This window comes from Candidatus Hydrogenedentota bacterium, from assembly GCA_012730045.1.
In the GTDB taxonomy this organism is placed as follows: domain Bacteria; phylum Hydrogenedentota; class Hydrogenedentia; order Hydrogenedentales; family CAITNO01; genus JAAYBR01.
On record JAAYBR010000108.1, the window covers coordinates 61196 to 77226 of the forward strand.

14 protein-coding genes and 1 pseudogene are annotated in these 16031 nt (G+C 69.8%); 12 read left to right on the forward strand and 3 right to left on the reverse strand.

Translation table 11 applies throughout. From position 1 onward, the window contains the following. Positions 1 to 26 precede the first annotated feature (26 nt). The 11 genes and pseudogenes from gspD (at position 27) to GXY15_12065 (ending at position 12869) form a co-directional block, all read left to right on the forward strand. Positions 27 to 2729, forward strand: coding sequence for a type II secretion system secretin GspD (gspD, locus tag GXY15_12015; protein ID NLV41937.1), 2703 nt, complete (start codon positions 27 to 29; stop codon positions 2727 to 2729). A 3-nt stretch (positions 2730 to 2732) separates the two neighbouring features. After that, on the forward strand, positions 2733 to 4466 hold the full coding sequence (gene gspE, locus GXY15_12020; protein NLV41938.1) for a type II secretion system ATPase GspE: 1734 nt from the start codon (positions 2733 to 2735) through the stop codon (positions 4464 to 4466). Between the two features lie 3 nt (positions 4467 to 4469). Next, positions 4470 to 5735 carry a type II secretion system inner membrane protein GspF gene (gene gspF / locus GXY15_12025; protein ID NLV41939.1) on the forward strand — a complete coding sequence of 422 codons (1266 nt, stop codon included), beginning with the start codon at positions 4470 to 4472 and terminating at the stop codon, positions 5733 to 5735. 4 nt (positions 5736 to 5739) lie between these two features. Further along, positions 5740 to 6135, forward strand: coding sequence for a prepilin-type N-terminal cleavage/methylation domain-containing protein (locus tag GXY15_12030; GenBank protein NLV41940.1), 396 nt, complete (start codon positions 5740 to 5742; stop codon positions 6133 to 6135). A 22-nt stretch (positions 6136 to 6157) separates the two neighbouring features. Next, positions 6158 to 6310: pseudogene (locus GXY15_12035) on the forward strand (prepilin-type N-terminal cleavage/methylation domain-containing protein). A gap of 734 nt (positions 6311 to 7044) precedes the next feature. Further along, a complete protein-coding gene (locus tag GXY15_12040) occupies positions 7045 to 7626 on the forward strand; it encodes a prepilin-type N-terminal cleavage/methylation domain-containing protein (protein NLV41941.1) in 582 nt (193 codons plus the stop codon). Beyond that, on the forward strand, positions 7623 to 8492 hold the full coding sequence (locus GXY15_12045; protein ID NLV41942.1) for a prepilin-type N-terminal cleavage/methylation domain-containing protein: 870 nt from the start codon (positions 7623 to 7625) through the stop codon (positions 8490 to 8492). Before GXY15_12040 ends, GXY15_12045 begins: the two co-directional genes overlap by 4 nt. Beyond that, on the forward strand, positions 8476 to 9879 hold the full coding sequence (locus GXY15_12050; protein ID NLV41943.1) for a general secretion pathway protein GspK: 1404 nt from the start codon (positions 8476 to 8478) through the stop codon (positions 9877 to 9879). Before GXY15_12045 ends, GXY15_12050 begins: the two co-directional genes overlap by 17 nt. A gap of 87 nt (positions 9880 to 9966) precedes the next feature. Beyond that, on the forward strand, positions 9967 to 11430 hold the full coding sequence (locus tag GXY15_12055; protein NLV41944.1) for a pilus assembly protein PilM: 1464 nt from the start codon (positions 9967 to 9969) through the stop codon (positions 11428 to 11430). Continuing rightward, positions 11414 to 11935: a hypothetical protein gene (locus tag GXY15_12060; protein ID NLV41945.1), complete on the forward strand. Its 522-nt coding sequence runs from the start codon at positions 11414 to 11416 to the stop codon at positions 11933 to 11935. Before GXY15_12055 ends, GXY15_12060 begins: the two co-directional genes overlap by 17 nt. Positions 11936 to 11948: 13 nt before the next feature. Beyond that, positions 11949 to 12869, forward strand: a complete 921-nt coding sequence (locus GXY15_12065; protein NLV41946.1) for a DUF72 domain-containing protein — start codon at positions 11949 to 11951, stop codon at positions 12867 to 12869. A gap of 21 nt (positions 12870 to 12890) precedes the next feature. Here GXY15_12065 and GXY15_12070 read toward each other — a convergent pair whose 3' ends face one another. Further along, positions 12891 to 13238: a DUF805 domain-containing protein gene (locus tag GXY15_12070; protein NLV41947.1), complete on the reverse strand. Its 348-nt coding sequence runs from the start codon at positions 13236 to 13238 to the stop codon at positions 12891 to 12893. Positions 13239 to 13483: 245 nt separating this feature from the next. On the opposite strand from GXY15_12070, the gene GXY15_12075 reads away from it, so the two are divergent. Continuing rightward, entirely contained in the window at positions 13484 to 14011 is a 528-nt protein-coding gene (locus tag GXY15_12075; GenBank protein NLV41948.1) for a metallophosphoesterase family protein, read from the forward strand. Positions 14012 to 14119: 108 nt separating this feature from the next. On the opposite strand, the gene GXY15_12080 is transcribed toward GXY15_12075, so the two are convergent. Together GXY15_12080 and GXY15_12085 are read right to left on the reverse strand one after the other, a co-directional pair. Beyond that, entirely contained in the window at positions 14120 to 15328 is a 1209-nt protein-coding gene (locus GXY15_12080; GenBank protein NLV41949.1) for an FtsX-like permease family protein, read from the reverse strand. 4 nt (positions 15329 to 15332) lie between these two features. Continuing rightward, positions 15333 to 16019 carry an ABC transporter ATP-binding protein gene (locus GXY15_12085; protein ID NLV41950.1) on the reverse strand — a complete coding sequence of 229 codons (687 nt, stop codon included), beginning with the start codon at positions 16017 to 16019 and terminating at the stop codon, positions 15333 to 15335. Positions 16020 to 16031: the final 12 nt, after the last annotated feature.

A 16031-nucleotide genomic window follows, 5' to 3' on the forward strand; every position in this document is an offset into this window, starting at 1 on the left:
GGCGCCGTTCCGGGCGGAAGCGAGGCATGATGAGAAAAGCACTTTTCGCCGGCATCAGGGGACGGCTGGCCGCGGGGCTGCTGGCGGCGGCGCTTGCGCTGGCGGTGGCGCCCTTCGCCGCGGCCCAGGACGAGGAGTTCCCCGAGGAGATCGAGGCGCAGCCCGCGGAGGAAATGGCCCCGCCCGCCGGGCAGGAGATGCCCGTGGCCCCGCCCGCCGTGGAGGAGGTTCCGGCGGCCGGGGAAATGCCCGCGCCCCCGCCGCCGGCGGTGGCCGATGAACTGCCCCCCGCGGCGCCCGTTGACCCGGCGTCGCGCCTGCGCCCCATGCCTGAAATGCCCCCCGCGCGCGTCGGCGCGCCCGCGCCGCGGTCCATGTCCCGGCCCAGCGTCCAGCCGCCGCCGTCCCGGGCCTCCTCGCGCTTCTCCAACCTGCGCCCGCCGACGGTCGCGCCGGGCGAGGCCCCCACGACGGGGCCGGCGGCGGAGCGCGCCGCCACACCCAACGAGGAAAAGACCGGGGAGACGGCGGCGGAGCCGGTGAATTTCGACTTCCGCGACGCCGCCCTGGCCGAGGTGATCGAGACGATCGCCAAGCTGACGGGGCGCAACTTCGACGTGGACCCCAACATCGGGGCCACCACCGTCACGCTGATCACCCATGACAAGATTCCGCCCGAACTGGCCTACGAGGTGCTCGAGTCCATCCTGAACACCCGCGGCTTCTCCCTGGTGGAGAGCCTCGACGGGCACCTGGTCAAGATCGTCGCCACGCAGGACGCGCCGACCTCGGGCAAGACGCCGCTCTTCCTGAAGGACGGCGAGAAGCTGCCGGAGGGCTTCGACGCCTTCTCGACGCATGTCGTCACGCTCAAGTACTCCGACGGCGCGGAAATCCAGCAGGTGCTGAAAATCCTGGGCACCCGCAACGCCCTGGTGGACACCTACGCCCCGACGAACACCCTGATCATCACGGACACGGCGGAGGGCGTCCGCCGCATGATGGCCTTCCTGGAGGAGGTGGACGTGCCGGGGCTCGAGACCCAGATGGAGCTGTTCACCCTGGAGTACACCCGCGCCGAGGTGCTCATGAACCAGCTCAACCAGGTGCTCCTGGAGGAGGGCGGCTCCCCCTCCGGGCGCCCCGGAATGCCCCAGCCCATGGCCCCGACCCCCGTGCGGCCCGTCCGCGCCGCGCGCCCCGGCGTCCCCGCGGGCGGCGGCGCCTCCCAGGTCATCGGCTCCAACGCCGAAACCCTGCGCATGGTGCCCGACGAGCGGCTCAACACGCTGATCGTGGTGGCGTCCGAGGGCATGATGGCCAAGGTGCGCGATTTGGTGAAGCGCCTGGACACGCCGACGCCCTACGAGGCGAACAACCTGCACATCTACCAGCTTTTGAACGCGGACGCGGAGGCCGTGGAGCAGGCGCTGCAGCCGCTGGTCGGCTCGTCGCCGCGCAAGACCTCCACCTCCCGCTCGACGGGCGGCGGCGCGGCGGGCGGCGCGCCCGCGCCCTCGGCCCCGGCCATGTCCTCCGGCGGCGGCGGCGCGGCGGGCGACGTGCAGCCCTTCGAGCAGAAGGTGCAGATCACGCGCTACGACCAGACAAACTCCCTGCTCATCGTGGCCGCGCCCCAGGACTACAAGATCCTGGAGGCCTTCATCGCGCGGCTCGACGTGCCCCAGCGCCAGGTCTGCGTGGAGGCGGTGGTCATGGACGTGACCATCAGCAACGACTTCGGGCTGACCGTGGACGCCGCGTCGGTGACGGGCAACGACGGGTTCGGCCTGACGAACACGGCGAACCTGGACGAGCTGAACAAGGCGGCGGCGACGGCCACGGAGATCGTGGGCGGGCGCAGGATGGCCCTGGCAAGCGCCCTGTACGGCATGGGCACCGAGGGCGGGCTCACCACGGGCATCTACGACGACGTGATCGTGAACTACAACGGGCAGCGGGTCCGCATCCCCTTCGTGCCCCTGCTGCTCCAGGCCATCGAGAAGATCTCCGACGTGGAGGTGCTCTCGCAGCCCAGCCTGGTCACGCTGGACAACGAGGAGGCCACCATCGTGGTCGGCCAGGAGGTGCCCTTCATCACCAGCACCAGCAGCTCGCGCCGCACGGACGGGACGGCCGACGTCGGCATGTACGGCGGCTACACCCGCGTCGAGCGCCAGGAGGTCGGCATCAAGCTCAAGGTCACCCCGCAGATTTCCGAGGGCGACAACGTGCTCGTGCAGACGGAGATCGAGATTTCCGACACGGACGCCAAGCAGATCGGCACCGTGGACATCGTCGGCCCGACGACCAACAAGTCGGTGGTCACCAACAAGGCGCTCGTGAAGGACGGGGCCACGGCGGTGATGGCGGGGCTCATCCGCGACAACTCCAAGCGCGACCGGACCCAGCCGCCGATCCTGGGCGACATCCCCGTGATCGGGTGGCTCTTCTCCTCCAAGGCGGACCGCAGGGAAAAGCGCAACATGGTCGTCCTTTTGACGCCCCACATCGTTAAGGAGGGCATGGACCTCGACCGGCTGACAAAACGGAAGGTGAACGACTACTACGACGCGAACGTCGAGGAGCTGTTCAAGGCCGGGTTCTTCAAGAAGATCAGCCGGAAGAAGGACCTGCGGGAGAACTACCGGCCCACGCTGAACCGCTCCGAGGAGCTCACCGGCCGGGCGTCCAGCGACCCCTTCAAGCGCGGCGACATACCGAGGTAAGTGATGGAACCCCTCCGAAGCCTGAGACTTGGCGAGATCCTGGTGGCGCGGGGCGCCGTCCACCAGGAGCAGGTGGACGAGGCCCTCGAACTCCAGAAGATCCGCCCCAAGCGCCTCGCCGAGCTGCTGCTTGACCTGGGCTACATCGAGGAGGACGCCCTCCTGGAGGCCCTCGGCGAGCAGTTCGGCATGGGCGTCGAGCTCAACCTGCGCAACCAGATTGACTCGTCGCTCACCACCAAGGTGCCCGTCGCCTTCATCCGCGAATACCACATGGTCCCTTACAGGCAGAACGGCGCCTCCTGCCTCGTGGCGGTGAACGACCCCATCAGCCTGCACCCGCTGGACGACCTGCGGCTGCTCCTGGACACGCCGGTCACGCCGGTGCTCTGCCGCAAGGCGGACATCCAGTACATCATTGACCTCTACTTCGAGCAGCAGAGCGAGAACGCGGGCGAGCTCATTGACGACCTGGCCCTGGAGGAGGGCGAGGGCAAGGTCCACACGCTGGACGGCGCCGAGTCGGAGCGCGACCTCCTCGACCTGGCGAACGAGGCCCCCATCATCAAGCTGATCAACCTGATCATCTCGGGGGCCGTGCGCGAGCGCGCGTCGGACATCCACATGGAGCCCTTCGAGCACTCCGTCCGCGTCCGCTACCGCATTGACGGCGTCCTCTACGAGAAGTTCACCATCCCGCGCACGCAGCAGGCCGCCGTGGTCTCCCGCGTGAAGATCATGGCCAACCTGAACATCGCGGAGCACCGGCTGCCGCAGGACGGCCGCATCAAGATCCGCCTGAGCGGCAAGGAGATTGACATCCGCGTCTCCATCATCCCCATCGCCCACGGCGAGCGGGTGGTGATGCGCATCCTGGAGAAGGGGAACTTCCTCTTCAGCCTGGAGCAGCTCGGGATGGACAAGCGGGACCACCAGCTCATGGACAAGCTGATCCTGAGCTCCCACGGCATCATCCTGGTGACCGGGCCCACGGGCTCCGGCAAGTCCACCACCCTCTACGCGGCGCTCCAGCGGGTGAACTCGCCGGACAAGAACATCATCACGGTGGAGGACCCCATCGAGTACCTCATCGGCGGCATCGGCCAGATCCAGGTGCGCCCGAAGATCGGGCTCACCTTCGCCGCCGGCCTGCGCAGCATCCTGCGCCAGGACCCCGACATCATCCTCGTCGGCGAGATCCGCGACATGGAGACCGCCGAGATGGCGGTGCAGGCCTCGCTCACGGGCCACCTCGTCTTCGCCACCCTGCACACCAACGACAGCGCCGGCGCCGTCACCCGACTCATGAACATGGGCATCGAGCCCTTCCTCGTCACCTCCTCCACCATCGCCATCCAGGCGCAGCGCCTCGTGCGCCGCATCTGCCCGACATGCAGGGAGGAGTACACGCCCGACCCCGCCGGACTCGCCGACCTCGGCCTGCCGCCCGACGACCCCCGGGTCCGGGTCCTGTACCGGGGCACGGGCTGCGACAAGTGCGCCGGGCGCGGCTACTACGGGCGCTCGGGCATCTTCGAGCTGCTGGTCATGACGCCGCGCATCCAGGAGATGGTGTTGCAGGGCGCGGACTCCAACGCCATCAAGCGCGAGGCGCGCAGGCAGGGCATGCGCACCCTGCGCGAGGACGGGGCCGAGAAGATGCTCCGCGGCGAGACCACCATGGAGGAGATCCTCCGGGTGACGCGCGACGAGATGCTCGAGGAGGTGGTCAACTAAGCCATGGCGGTGTTTGAATACAAGGCCCTCCTGAAAGGGACGGGCAAGGCCGTCCACGGCGTCGTAGACGCCGAAAACGCCGCCCAGGCCCGCCGCAAACTGCGCGAGCAGGACCTCTACCCCACCTGGATGGGCGAGGACAAGGGCGCCGGCGCGGCCGCCGCCCCGGCTCCGGGCGCCGCGCGGTCCGCCGTGTCCGGCGCCGGATCCCCGCGCGGCGGCCGCGGCCGGGTCTCCGGGCGCGACCTCGCCCTCATGACCCGCCAGCTCGCCGTGCTCCTGCGCGCCGGCATGCCCCTCGTCGAGGCCCTCAGCGCCCTCATTGACCAGACCAGCCGCATGCGCCTGCGCGCCGTCATCTACGAGGTCCGCGAAAAGGTCAACAGCGGCCGCGGCCTGGGCGACGCCCTGTCGGAGCACCCGCGGGTGTTTACCCAGCTCTATGTGAACATGGTGCGCGCGGGCGAGACCAGCGGCGCGCTGGAGCAGGTGCTCCTGCGCCTCGCCGACATTCTCGAGCGCCAGGCCAAGCTCCGCGCGCAGATCATCTCCGCCCTGGCCTACCCGGCCTTCATGGCCGCCTTCGCCTTCGGCATCATCATCTTCCTCATGGCCATCATCGTGCCGCGCATCACCACGCTCTTCGCGCGCCAGGGCCAGGAGCTGCCCGGCCTCACCAAGGCCCTCATCGCCGCCAGCGACCTCTTCGGCACCTGGTGGCCCGTCCTGCTCGGCCTCGCCGCCGGCGCGCTGTTCCTGTGGCGCATGTGGACTGCCCGCGAGGAGGGGCGCCGCACCTGGGACCGGTGGAAGCTGGGCTTCCCCCTCTACGGCCCGCTCCACATGAAAATCGTCTGCGCGCGCTTCGCGCGCACCCTCGGCACCATGCTCCAGAGCGGCCTCACCATGCTCCCCGCCCTCGAGGTGGTCAACACCATCATCGGGAACACGCACATCCTCGGCTTCATGGACGACGTGAAGGCCGGCGTGCGCCGCGGCCGCGACCTCGCCCAGCCCCTCAAGGAGACGGGCATGTTCCCCCCCATGATGATCTACATGATCGAGCTGGGCCAGCGCAGCGGCGAGCTGGAGGACATGATGATCCAGGTGGCGGACACCTTCGACGAGGACGTCCGCCTGGCCATAGACGCCGTCGTGTCGCTGATCGAGCCCCTGATCATCATCGTCATGGGCCTCTTCGTGGGCATGCTTGTTCTGGCCATCCTGCTGCCCATATTCAAGATGAGCACAACCGTAGGGAAAGGATAACCCCATGGAAAAGAAACAGGCCTCACCCCGCCGCGCCCGGACCGCGGGCTTCACCCTCGTCGAGCTGATGGTCGTCGTCGCCATCATCGCCATCCTGGCGACCACGGCGGGCGTCTACCTCTTCGGCGCCCTCGACGACGCCGACCAGACCAAGGCAAAGGCGGAGATCCAGGCCATGAAGTCCGCCATCACCGCCTACATGCTCAAGAACAACCGCAAGCTCCCGAACACCCTCGACGAGATCGCCCCCTTCATGGACCCGCCCCGGGTGCCCAAGGACCCCTGGGGCAACGCCTACGTCTACACCAAGGAGGGCACCCGGGCCTTCAAGATCGTGTCCTACGGCGCCGACGGCGCCCCCGGCGGCGACGAGGTGAACGCCGACATCACGAGCGAGTAGAAAGGACGCGGACCGGAAACCCATGGAGCCCGCCGCGACGACATACGCCCCCGGCGACGTCCTGTCCGCGGGAAGCCTCCGCGCCCGGCCCCGGCCGCGCGCGCGCGGCTTCACCCTGCTGGAACTGTGCGTGGTCATCGTCATCATCGGCGTCATCGCCGGCATCTCCGCGCCGTACCTCGTGGACCTGATCTCCTTCGGCGAGGTGGACGGCGAGGCGCGCCGCCTGGCGGGCTACGGCTCCGCCGTGGTGGCCGAGGCCGCCCTCTTCAAGACCCCCCTCCTCTTCCGCATAGACCTCGACCGGCAGGAGTACTACACCGTCCAGCTCGTCTACCCCGAGCCCGTGGCCGAGGACGGGGAGGAGGCCCCGCCCGACCAGACCGCGCTCCTGCGCGAGTTCGCAAAGTCCAGCGGCATGTCCTCCGCCGACCTGAGCAACGCGCTGGCGGGCGGCGCGGCGGACGACCCCCGCTTCCGCGGCATGCTGCCCGACGACTTCGACGCCGAGCTGGCGGACCAGCAGATGAACGACAAGTTCGGCCGCTTCGCCCGCACGCTGCTGGAGACGCGGGCGAAAAACGTGGTGCACACCGACGGCTTCCTCGACGAGGTGGGCCCGCTCTTCGAGCAGGAGTTCACGCTGGAGGAGGACGAGCCGGTGGAGGAGGAGCTGGGCGACCCGATCCTCGCGCGGCGGAAGCTGCCCGAGGGCATCCAGATAGAAAGCGTCTCCATTGACGGCGGCAAGAGCGGGCGCGGGCTCGTGGAGATTGAGGTGTCCCCCCTGGGCCTGTCGCAGCGCATCGGGTTCCACGTGGTCAACGCCGACGGCGAGTACATGACCGTGTGGTGGGACCCCCTCTCCGGGCGCGGCGTGTCGCGCACCGGCAAGCAGGACGTCTGACCGTGCACGCCCCGGCGCGCTGCGCGCGAAAGGACGGCGGCTTCACGCTCATGGAGGTGCTCGTGGCGCTGGGCGTGCTCTCCACCTCCCTCTTCGTCCTGGTCAGCGCGCACTACTCCGCCATGAACCTCGTGGTGGAGGGCATGGACCAGGCGGACCGCCGCATGCTCCTGGAGAGCGCTGTCGGCCGCGCCGAGGTCGCCGTGATGACCGGCACCCTCAGCGGCGGCGGCGAGTTCGGCGCCGCCCACGAGGGCTTCTCCTGGTCCTTCGAGGCCGTCCCCGCGGGCACCGACGAGATGGTCCCCCTCTACCAGGTCACCGCCACCCTCACCACCCCCGACGACACCCAGTCGCTCGACTTCTTCGTCTTCAACAACACAGAGTCCGAGACGTCCGGCGGCGGCGAGCTGACCGGCGAGTCCTCCATCAAGAGCGGCGCGGCCAGCCGCGGATCGGGCGGCTCCGGCGCGATGCAGGGCATGGGCGCCCGGGGCTCCTCGCGCAGTTCGGGCGCCTCCTCCTCCCGGGGGGCCTCTTCGCGGGGCCGGTCGGGCGGCATGTTCTCGGGGGGCTCGCAATGAGACGCCAGGCCGCACACCCCCAACACGGGCTGGAAGCCCGTGCCACCTCCCGGGGCTTCACGCTCCTGGAGCTGCTGGTGGCCATGCTGGTCCTGGTGGTGATCACCATCATGGTCCACATGACCTTTGCCTCCGTGACGGACACCATGGCCGCCGCCCGCGACGAGTCGGACCGCCTGCTCGTGCGCCAGGCGCTCCACCGGAGCCTCAAAACGAATCTCTCGTCCGTGTACGCGGACCAGGCCGGCCTCATGTCGGAGTTCGCCTTCCTGGGCGAGACCGGCGACGGCGCCTTCGGCCCGGGGGACACCCTGCGCTTCGTCGCCGCCCTGCCCATGCCGGGGGCCTTCGCCCTGCCCGGGGAAATGAAGGTCGTCGAGTACACCATGGTGCCCGAAAACGACCTGGACTGGGCCGCCATGGGCTACCCCGGCGACCCCGAGCGCCCCGCCATGGCCCTGGTGATCAGCGAGTACCCCGTGCAGCGGCAGGACGACCTCGGCGGCGACCTGTCGGGCACCGCCGAGCTGCCCGTCTCGGAGCGCGCCGTGCCGGTGGCCTCCTTCGACGTGCAGTATTTCGACGGCATGACGGAGGAATGGCTGGAGGACTGGGACTCCCTGGCGGAGCAGCGCCTGCCCTGGGCGGTGTGGGTCCGGGTGAACTTTCCGCGCGGCGCCGAGGAGGCGCCCCCCGTGCAGGGGGACGGCGGCTTCGAGGCCGCCGACCTGGACGTGATGATTCCCCTGGCGCCGGGCGCCGGGCTGACGGAGCCCTTCCCCGACAAGAACCACATGCGGGCGGTGGACTGGGCCGAAACGGACCAGAACCTCACGGAGGACACGAAACGTGGCGCGAGGAAGTGACACGGGCCGGAAAAGACGCGGCGGCGAGCGGGGCGTGGCCCTGCTGCTCGCCCTCGTCTTCACCGCCGTCCTCACCGCCCTGGTCTTCGGCTTCCTCTACGAGAGCCAGGTGACCGCGTCCCTCGTCCAGAACAGCTCGGCGGACTTTGAGGCCCTGCTCGCCGCGAAGTCGGCCGCCGCCAACGGCCTGTCGCTGCTCCTCGACGACCTGCTGGAGACGGAAATGAACGGCATGCCCGAGGTGGACAGCCTGTTGGACCCCTCCGGGTGGGCCTCGGGCCTGCCCTTCGAGCCCCTCAACGGCGCCATGATGCGCACCTCCATCTCCGACGAGTGCGGCAAGCTCAACCTGAACGCCCTCATCTCCGTCAGCGACGACGGCCAGCCCGTGCGCAACGAGGAGCTGATCACGGCGCTGCGCAGCTTCTTCAACCTGCGCAGCGACAGCGAGGGCGACCCCGTGGACGCCATCATTGACTGGCTCGACTACGACGACATGGACGCCGAGGAGCCCGAGGGCGCGGAAAACAGCTATTACATGGGGCTGGAGAACCCCTTCCCCTGCAAGAACGGCCCCATGGACGCCGTCGAGGAGCTGCTCCTCATCAAAGGCATCACGGCAGACCTCTATTTCGGCGACCCGGCCCTGGAGCAGCTCCCCCTCTCCGAGTATCTCACCGTCCAAGGCGACTGGGAGGGCCGCGTCAATGTGAACACGGCCCGCGAGGAGGTCATCGCCGCGGTCCTCGGCGGCTACACGGGCAACGAGGACATCGCCGTCGCCCGCCAGATCTACGACGAGGTGCAGACACAGCCCTATGAGGACCTCAACCGCCTCACGGGCATGCTGGGCCCCATGATGCCCGCCGACGCCGCACTTGGCGCCGACGGCAAGAACCCAGGCGCGGGCAGGCCCGCCACGACGGACGCCATCACCCGGGCAACCAAGCAGCGGACGCCCGAATCCGCCGCGGGCGCCATGAAGAGCGCCGAAAAGCAGATCATGCCGGAAACCTCCTTCGGGGGGGGCGGGGGCGGCCGCAACACCGCCCGGAAGCCCGCCACCACCCCGCCCGGCGTGGTCCGGCCCAACACCGGCACCGGAACGGACCTCAACAATGTGACGAACCCCCAGCTCCAGGACCAGCTCCGGCAGCAGAATTCCGTGAGCCGGATGTTCCGCGTGAACAGCACAACCTTCCGCATCCACGGCGACGGCATGGTCGGCGAAACGCTGGCCCGTGTCGAGGCCTTCGTCTTCCGGACCCCGCTGGACGTGTCGGGCCTCGAGCAGTCCGCGTCAGGCACGGGCGGCGCCCTGGCCCAGGCGGGCAACCCGGTGCCCCTCACACCCTTCCGCATTCTGGACTGGAAGGTGATCCAATGATTCAGGTATGGTGGCGCATCCCGGCCGGCGCGCCGGGGGGCAAACACGGCGGGGCGCCTTTGGCCGCCCCCCGGGGAGTGGTCTGACATGGCCTTTGGCGCGAAAGTGGCATCCATCGAATTCGCCCGCGACGAGGTGCGCGTCGCCGTGGTGCGCGCGGGCGGCCGGCTCCCGGAGATCCTGGAGACCGCCGCCGCCCCCGTGGCCTGCGAAACCCCCGACGACCGGCCCGCCGCCCTGGCCGCCGCCCTCGACGCGGCCCTCAACACCCTGCGCCAGCGGCCCGCCGCCTACGTCCTGTGCGTGGACTCCGCACGCGCCACCGTCCGCAACCTGCGCGTGCCCTTCCGGGGCGCCGCCCGCGTCGCCAAGTCGGTCCCCTTCGAGCTGGAGCCGCACCTGCCCTTCCCGCTGGAGGAGATCGCCGTGGACCACCTGGTCATCGGCGAGTCCGGCGGCGAGACGGACGTGCTGGCCGTCGGCATCCGCCGGAAACACCTGGAGGAGTACACCGCCATCCTCGACGCCGCCGGCGTGGACGTGGAGTCCGTCAGCCTCGACGTGTCGGGCCTCACCGCCCTGTGGCACCACACCCGCCGGTCCCGCACCGGGCTGGAGGCGGTCCTCCACCTCCGCGAGGAGGGCGCCTGCCTCGCCGTCGTCAGCGGCCGCACCCTCGCCTTCTTCCGCCACATCCCCATCGGCGCGGCCGATTTCCTGGAGGACCCCGCGCGCATGGCCCGCGAGGCGCGCAACACACTGCGCGCCTTCCTCGCCGGATGGCGCGGCGGCGGCGCGGAAATCGCGGAGATCGGCCTCACGGGCGTGGACCCGGCGCCGGAGACGCTCGACGCCTTCTCCGCCGCCCTGGGGCTGCCCGTCGCCCCCGTCTTCCTCCTCGCCGAACTGCGCGGCGGGGCCTCGGTCCTCAAGCGCGACGGCGACCTGGCCCGGTTCAACCGGTGGGAGGCCGTGGTCGGCGCGGGGGCCAGCGCGGCCCGCGGCGAGTTCGCCTTCGACCTGGGCCGCACGGAGCGCGGCTGGGAGGGCACCGTGGCGGGCATGGTGTCGCACCTGCTGTTCTCGTCCTGCCTGGCCCTGGCCCTCGTGCTGGGGTGGGCCTTCTACTATCACCAGGCCACCTCGGCCACCCGCGCCCTCACGGAGCAGCTCCGCGCGAAGACCGCCGAAATCCGCGCCGAGACCGACGCCCTGGCCACCCAGGGCCTCGGCGAGGACGTGGACATCACGCCCTTCGGCGACCCGCCGCTTCTGGACATCATGAAGGAGATCGGCGCGCGCATGCCGGAGAACCTCGTGACCGTCACGGAGATCAAGGTGGCCGCGCCCGGCTCCCGCGGCGCCTGGGTCACCATCGCCGGCGAGACCCCCGCCGCCGAGCAGTTCAACACCATGTTCGAGGAGCTGAAGAAGTCCACCCTGTTCAAGGTGGCCGACGACACCAGCATCCGCCTGCAGGGGGACCGGACCACCTTCCGCATCCGCGCCTTCCGGCCCACCCAGGAGATTGAAGATGAAACGCAGTCTTGACCGCCGGGAACAGGCCGGCCTCGCCATGGGCCTCCTCGCCGTGACCCTCGTGGCCATGCTGGCCCTCTACGTGCCCGCCGGACCGCGCAAGGCCAGCCTGCGCGCGAAGGCCGACCTCCAGTCCGCCCGGGACGAGCTCCAGCTGGAGCAGATGGCCAGCCTCGACGTCCAGGAGCGCCTCGAGCGCCAGAAACAGCTCATGGACCAGCTCGCCAAGCGCCGGGTTGACTTCTCCCTCTTCTCCCATGTGGACAGCCTGCTCAACAAGCGCGGGCTCCGGTCCAAGGCCCAGCTCGAACAGTACAAGCCGCGCAACGCCTCGCCGAAGCAGCCCATGGTCCAGCTCCGCCTCCAGGAGGTCCCCCTCAAGGAGCTGGTCTCGCTCCTCCACGACCTCTACGGCGGCGACACCCTCGTGACGGTCTACAAGGTGGACACCATGCGCCCCGCGCCCTCCGGCAAGGGGCTCGACTGCGACGTCACCTTCATGACCATCACCTCCTGACGGGCCCCGCGCTGTGGGCGCCCCCGCGCGCATCCGCGTCGGCCCGGCCGGCTGGGCCTACGACGACTGGCGGGGGATCGTCTACCCGGAGGACATGCCCCGCACCCGTCCCCCGCTCTCCCTGCTGTCGGAATGGTTCGACACCGTCGAGATCAACGTCACCTTCTACCGCCTGATGGATCCGCACCAGACCCGGCGCTGGCCCGAACTCGTCGCCGCCAACCCCCGCTTCGCCTTCTGCGCCAAGCTCTGGCGCGGCTTCACCCATGACCCCGAATTCGACGCTTTCCCCGAGGCCGCCGCGCGCTTCCTGGAGGGCCTCCGCCCCCTGCGCGACGCCGGACGGCTCGGCATGCTCCTCGCGCAGTTCCCCTGGAGTTTCCGGCGCACGGAGGAAAACCGCGTCCGGCTGGCGCGCCTCGCCGACGCCTTTGAGGGCCTGCCCCTCGCCGTCGAGGTCCGCCACGACTCCTGGGACCGCGCCGCGTTCTACACCGGCCTGGAGGCGCGCGGCGTCACCCTGTGCGCCGTGGACCAGCCGCCCCTGCGCGGGTGCCTGCTCCCGTCCGACCGCGTCACCGCGCGCGCGGGCTACATCCGCCTCCACGGGCGCAACGCCGAGCACTGGTTCCGCCAGACCTCCGACCGCGACGACCGCTACAACTACCTCTACGCCGGCGGCGAACTTGCGGAGTGGGTGACGCGCGCGCGGAGCATGGCGAAAAAGGTGAACGACCTCTTCATCGTCACCAACAACCACTACCGGGGCCAGGCCGTAGTCAACGCCCTCGAGCTGCAGCACGCCCTCGACACCCTCCACGTGGACCCGCCCCCCTGGCTCGTCCGGCACTACCCCCGGCTCAGCGCCCTCCGCAGGGGCACGGCGGCGCGGGAAGAGGGGAAACCACCGATGAACAGCGATGAACACCGATAGGGAAAGGCGTGGAGAGAAACGCTACACCTTCGGGTTAGGGCCGTACTGATTGGCCCCGCCCTCGCTGTCCAGACAGAGCAGGATAAGAAACCAGATGCCGCCGATCAGGGGAATCAGTCCGATCAGGATCCACCACGCACTCCTGCCCGTGTCATGGAGCCGCCGGAAGGTCACCGAAAGCGAGGGCACGAGAATGGCAAGCGCGTACAGCGTGGACACCACGGGCTGGCCTTTAAACATCAGCACGTCTAGAATCGAGAGCGCAAAATAGGCCAGCGAGTTGAACAGGATGAAGAACCAGTATTCCTTCCTCCGCGCGCGGCCTCCGAAATCAGCGTAGTTTTTCCAGACCTCAAGATACCAGCTCATGTTCCCTCTTCCTCCGCCCCAGAAAACTCCCCGGCCGAAGGCGTGTGGGGCCGTCCCACCCCCGGTAGCACAGCGCACGCCACAAACTGGTGCGCAATGCGGTTCAAGTACTGTACCGGATTAATTGTTCAGGTTCAACCACGCTTTTCGGCGCGCCGTAATTGTGACAGCGCGCGGCGCGGGCGTGGTAAGGTACTCTCCGGTCGCGGGGCGCGGCGGTTGCGTCCGGCGGCGGGGACTCCGGCATGATCCTCGGCGTGTTGAGCGACACTCATGGAAACCTGGCGCTGATGTTCCGCGCGGCGGACCTGCTACGGGACCGTTTCGGCGCGTCGGTGCTGGCGCATCTGGGGGATGACTGGGACGACGCGCTGGCGCTGGCGGCGGCCGCGCCGGAGGTGTGGGCCGTGCCGGGGCTGTGGTGCGACGCCTTCCACGACTGGCGCATCCCCAACGCGCGCCGGGAGACGGCGGACGGCCTCGTCGTGGCCATGGCGCATGACGAGGGCACGCTGGCCCAGGAGAGCGCCGGCGCGCACCTGCTCCTTTCGGGCCACACCCACACCGCGCGCATCGCCCCCGACGGCGGCGCGCTGCGGGTGAACCCCGGCCACCTCAAGGCCCCGCGCGACCGGGGCCAGGCGGCCTCCTTCGCCGTGGTGGACATCCGGCCCGACCGCGTGGTCTGCACCATCTGCGGGCTGGACGGCGCAACGCTCCTGCGCGGAGGGCTCCCCCGGAAAGCCCTCACAGGCGCCAAACCCCGCGCCTGAACGGCGGCGGAGACCTCGCACAAGTCGGACCTGTCCGACCCGTCCGGTTGATCCGACCGATCGGACGGATCCGTCGGATCGGTCGGATGCTCCGAAGAGAACGCCGCCCTACTCGTAGCTGAGGGCGTCTATGGGGTCGAGGGCGGCGGCGCGCCGGGCGGGGTAGAACCCGAAGAACACGCCCACCAGCACGGCGAAGGAGAAGGCCAGCGCCACGCTCTGCGGCTGGACGACGGCCTCGAAGCCGCTGACCAGGCCGCTGAGGCGGGCGACCGCCACGCCCACCCCCACCCCCGTCACGCCGCCCAGGGCGCTCATCAGCACCGCCTCCAGAAGGAACTGCGCCAGAATGTCCGCGTCGCGCGCGCCGATGGCCTTGCGGATGCCGATCTCCCGCGTGCGCTCGGTCACCGTGACCAGCATGATGTTCATGATGCCGATGCCGCCCACAAACAGCGAGATGGCCGCCACCGACCCGAGCAGAAGCGAGAAGATCCCCGTGACCGTGGTCGCCGTCTCCACCATCTCCGCCATGTTCCGCACGTGGAAGTCGTCGCCCTGGCCGAACCGGATTTCGTGCCGCCGACGGAGCAGCTGCTCGATGCCCGCCTGCACCGCCGCCTGGTCCGCGTCGGGCGTGGTCTGCACGTCTATCTCGTCGAGATAATCCTTCCCGAAGAGCCGCTTCATGGCGGTCGTGTGGGGGACCAGCGCCTGGTCGTCGAAGCTGAAGGGGCCCTGCGTGCCCTTGGCCTGAAGCGCCCCCACGACGAGGAAGGCGGAGCCGTTGACCTTCACCGTCTGCCCGACCGGGTCGGCGGCGCCGAAGAGGTCGGCCGCCAGGTCCGCGCCGAGCACGGCCACCTTGGCGCGCCGGGCAACCTCGCTCTCCGTGAACATCCGGCCCGCGGCGATCTCGAAGTTGCGCAGGCCGAGGTACCCGGGGTTCACCCCCATGACGGAGGACTGCTTGTTCGCCCCGAAGAACTTGAACTGGCCGGTGCCGCGGACCACGGGCGACAGGGAGAGCACTTCCCCCACCCCGGCGGCGATCGCCCCGGCGTCCTCCAGCAAGAGGGTCTCCACGGCGCCCGAGCGCACGCCGCCGGTGCGGGGCTGGCCGGGCATGACCATGAGCAGGTTGGAGCCGAGGGCGGTGATGTGGCCGAGCACCTGCTTCTGCGCGCCCGCGCCGACGGCGAGCATGGCGATGACGGCGCCGACGCCGATGACGATGCCGAGCATGGAGAGCAGCGAGCGCATCTTCGCGGCCCACAGGCTGCGCAGCGCGACCTTGAGCGTGGTCCAGAACAGCATGGCGTCACCCTTTCCCGTCGCGGACGTCGCTGAGGATGCGGCCGTCCTCCAGCTCGATCCGGCGGCCGCAGGCGCCGGCGATGCGCGGATCGTGCGTGATCATGACCAGCGTCCGGCCGTCCCGGTGGAGGCCGTCGAAGACCTCCATGATCTCGCGGCCCGTCTTCGTGTCCAGCGCGCCCGTCGGCTCGTCGGCGAACAGCACCATCGGGTCCGTCACGATGGCCCGCGCGATGGCCACGCGCTGGCGCTGGCCGCCGGACATGCGGGCCGGCTCGTGGTGCATGCGGTCGGACAGCCCCACCGACTCCAGCGCCGACGCGGCCCGCCTGCGCGCCCCCGCCGCCCCCGCGTACAGCAGCGGCAGCTCGACGTTCTCCAGCGCGCTCAGGCGCGGCAGCAGGTTGAAGGTCTGGAACACGAGGCCGATGTACCGGTTGCGGATCTGCGCGAGCCGGTTGCCCGTGAGCAGCGACACGTCCTCGCCCCCCAGCAGGTACGACCCGCTGTCGGGGGAGCCGAGGCAGCCCAGAATGTGCATCAGCGTGGACTTGCCGCTTCCCGAGGCCCCGGTCACGGCGACCATCTCGCCGCGCCCCACCGTGAGGGACACGCCGTTCAGCGCGCGCACCGTCGCCCCGCCGAGCGTGTAGGCCTTCACCAGGTCCCTCGCCTCGATCACCGCGTCCATGGTCCGTCTCCT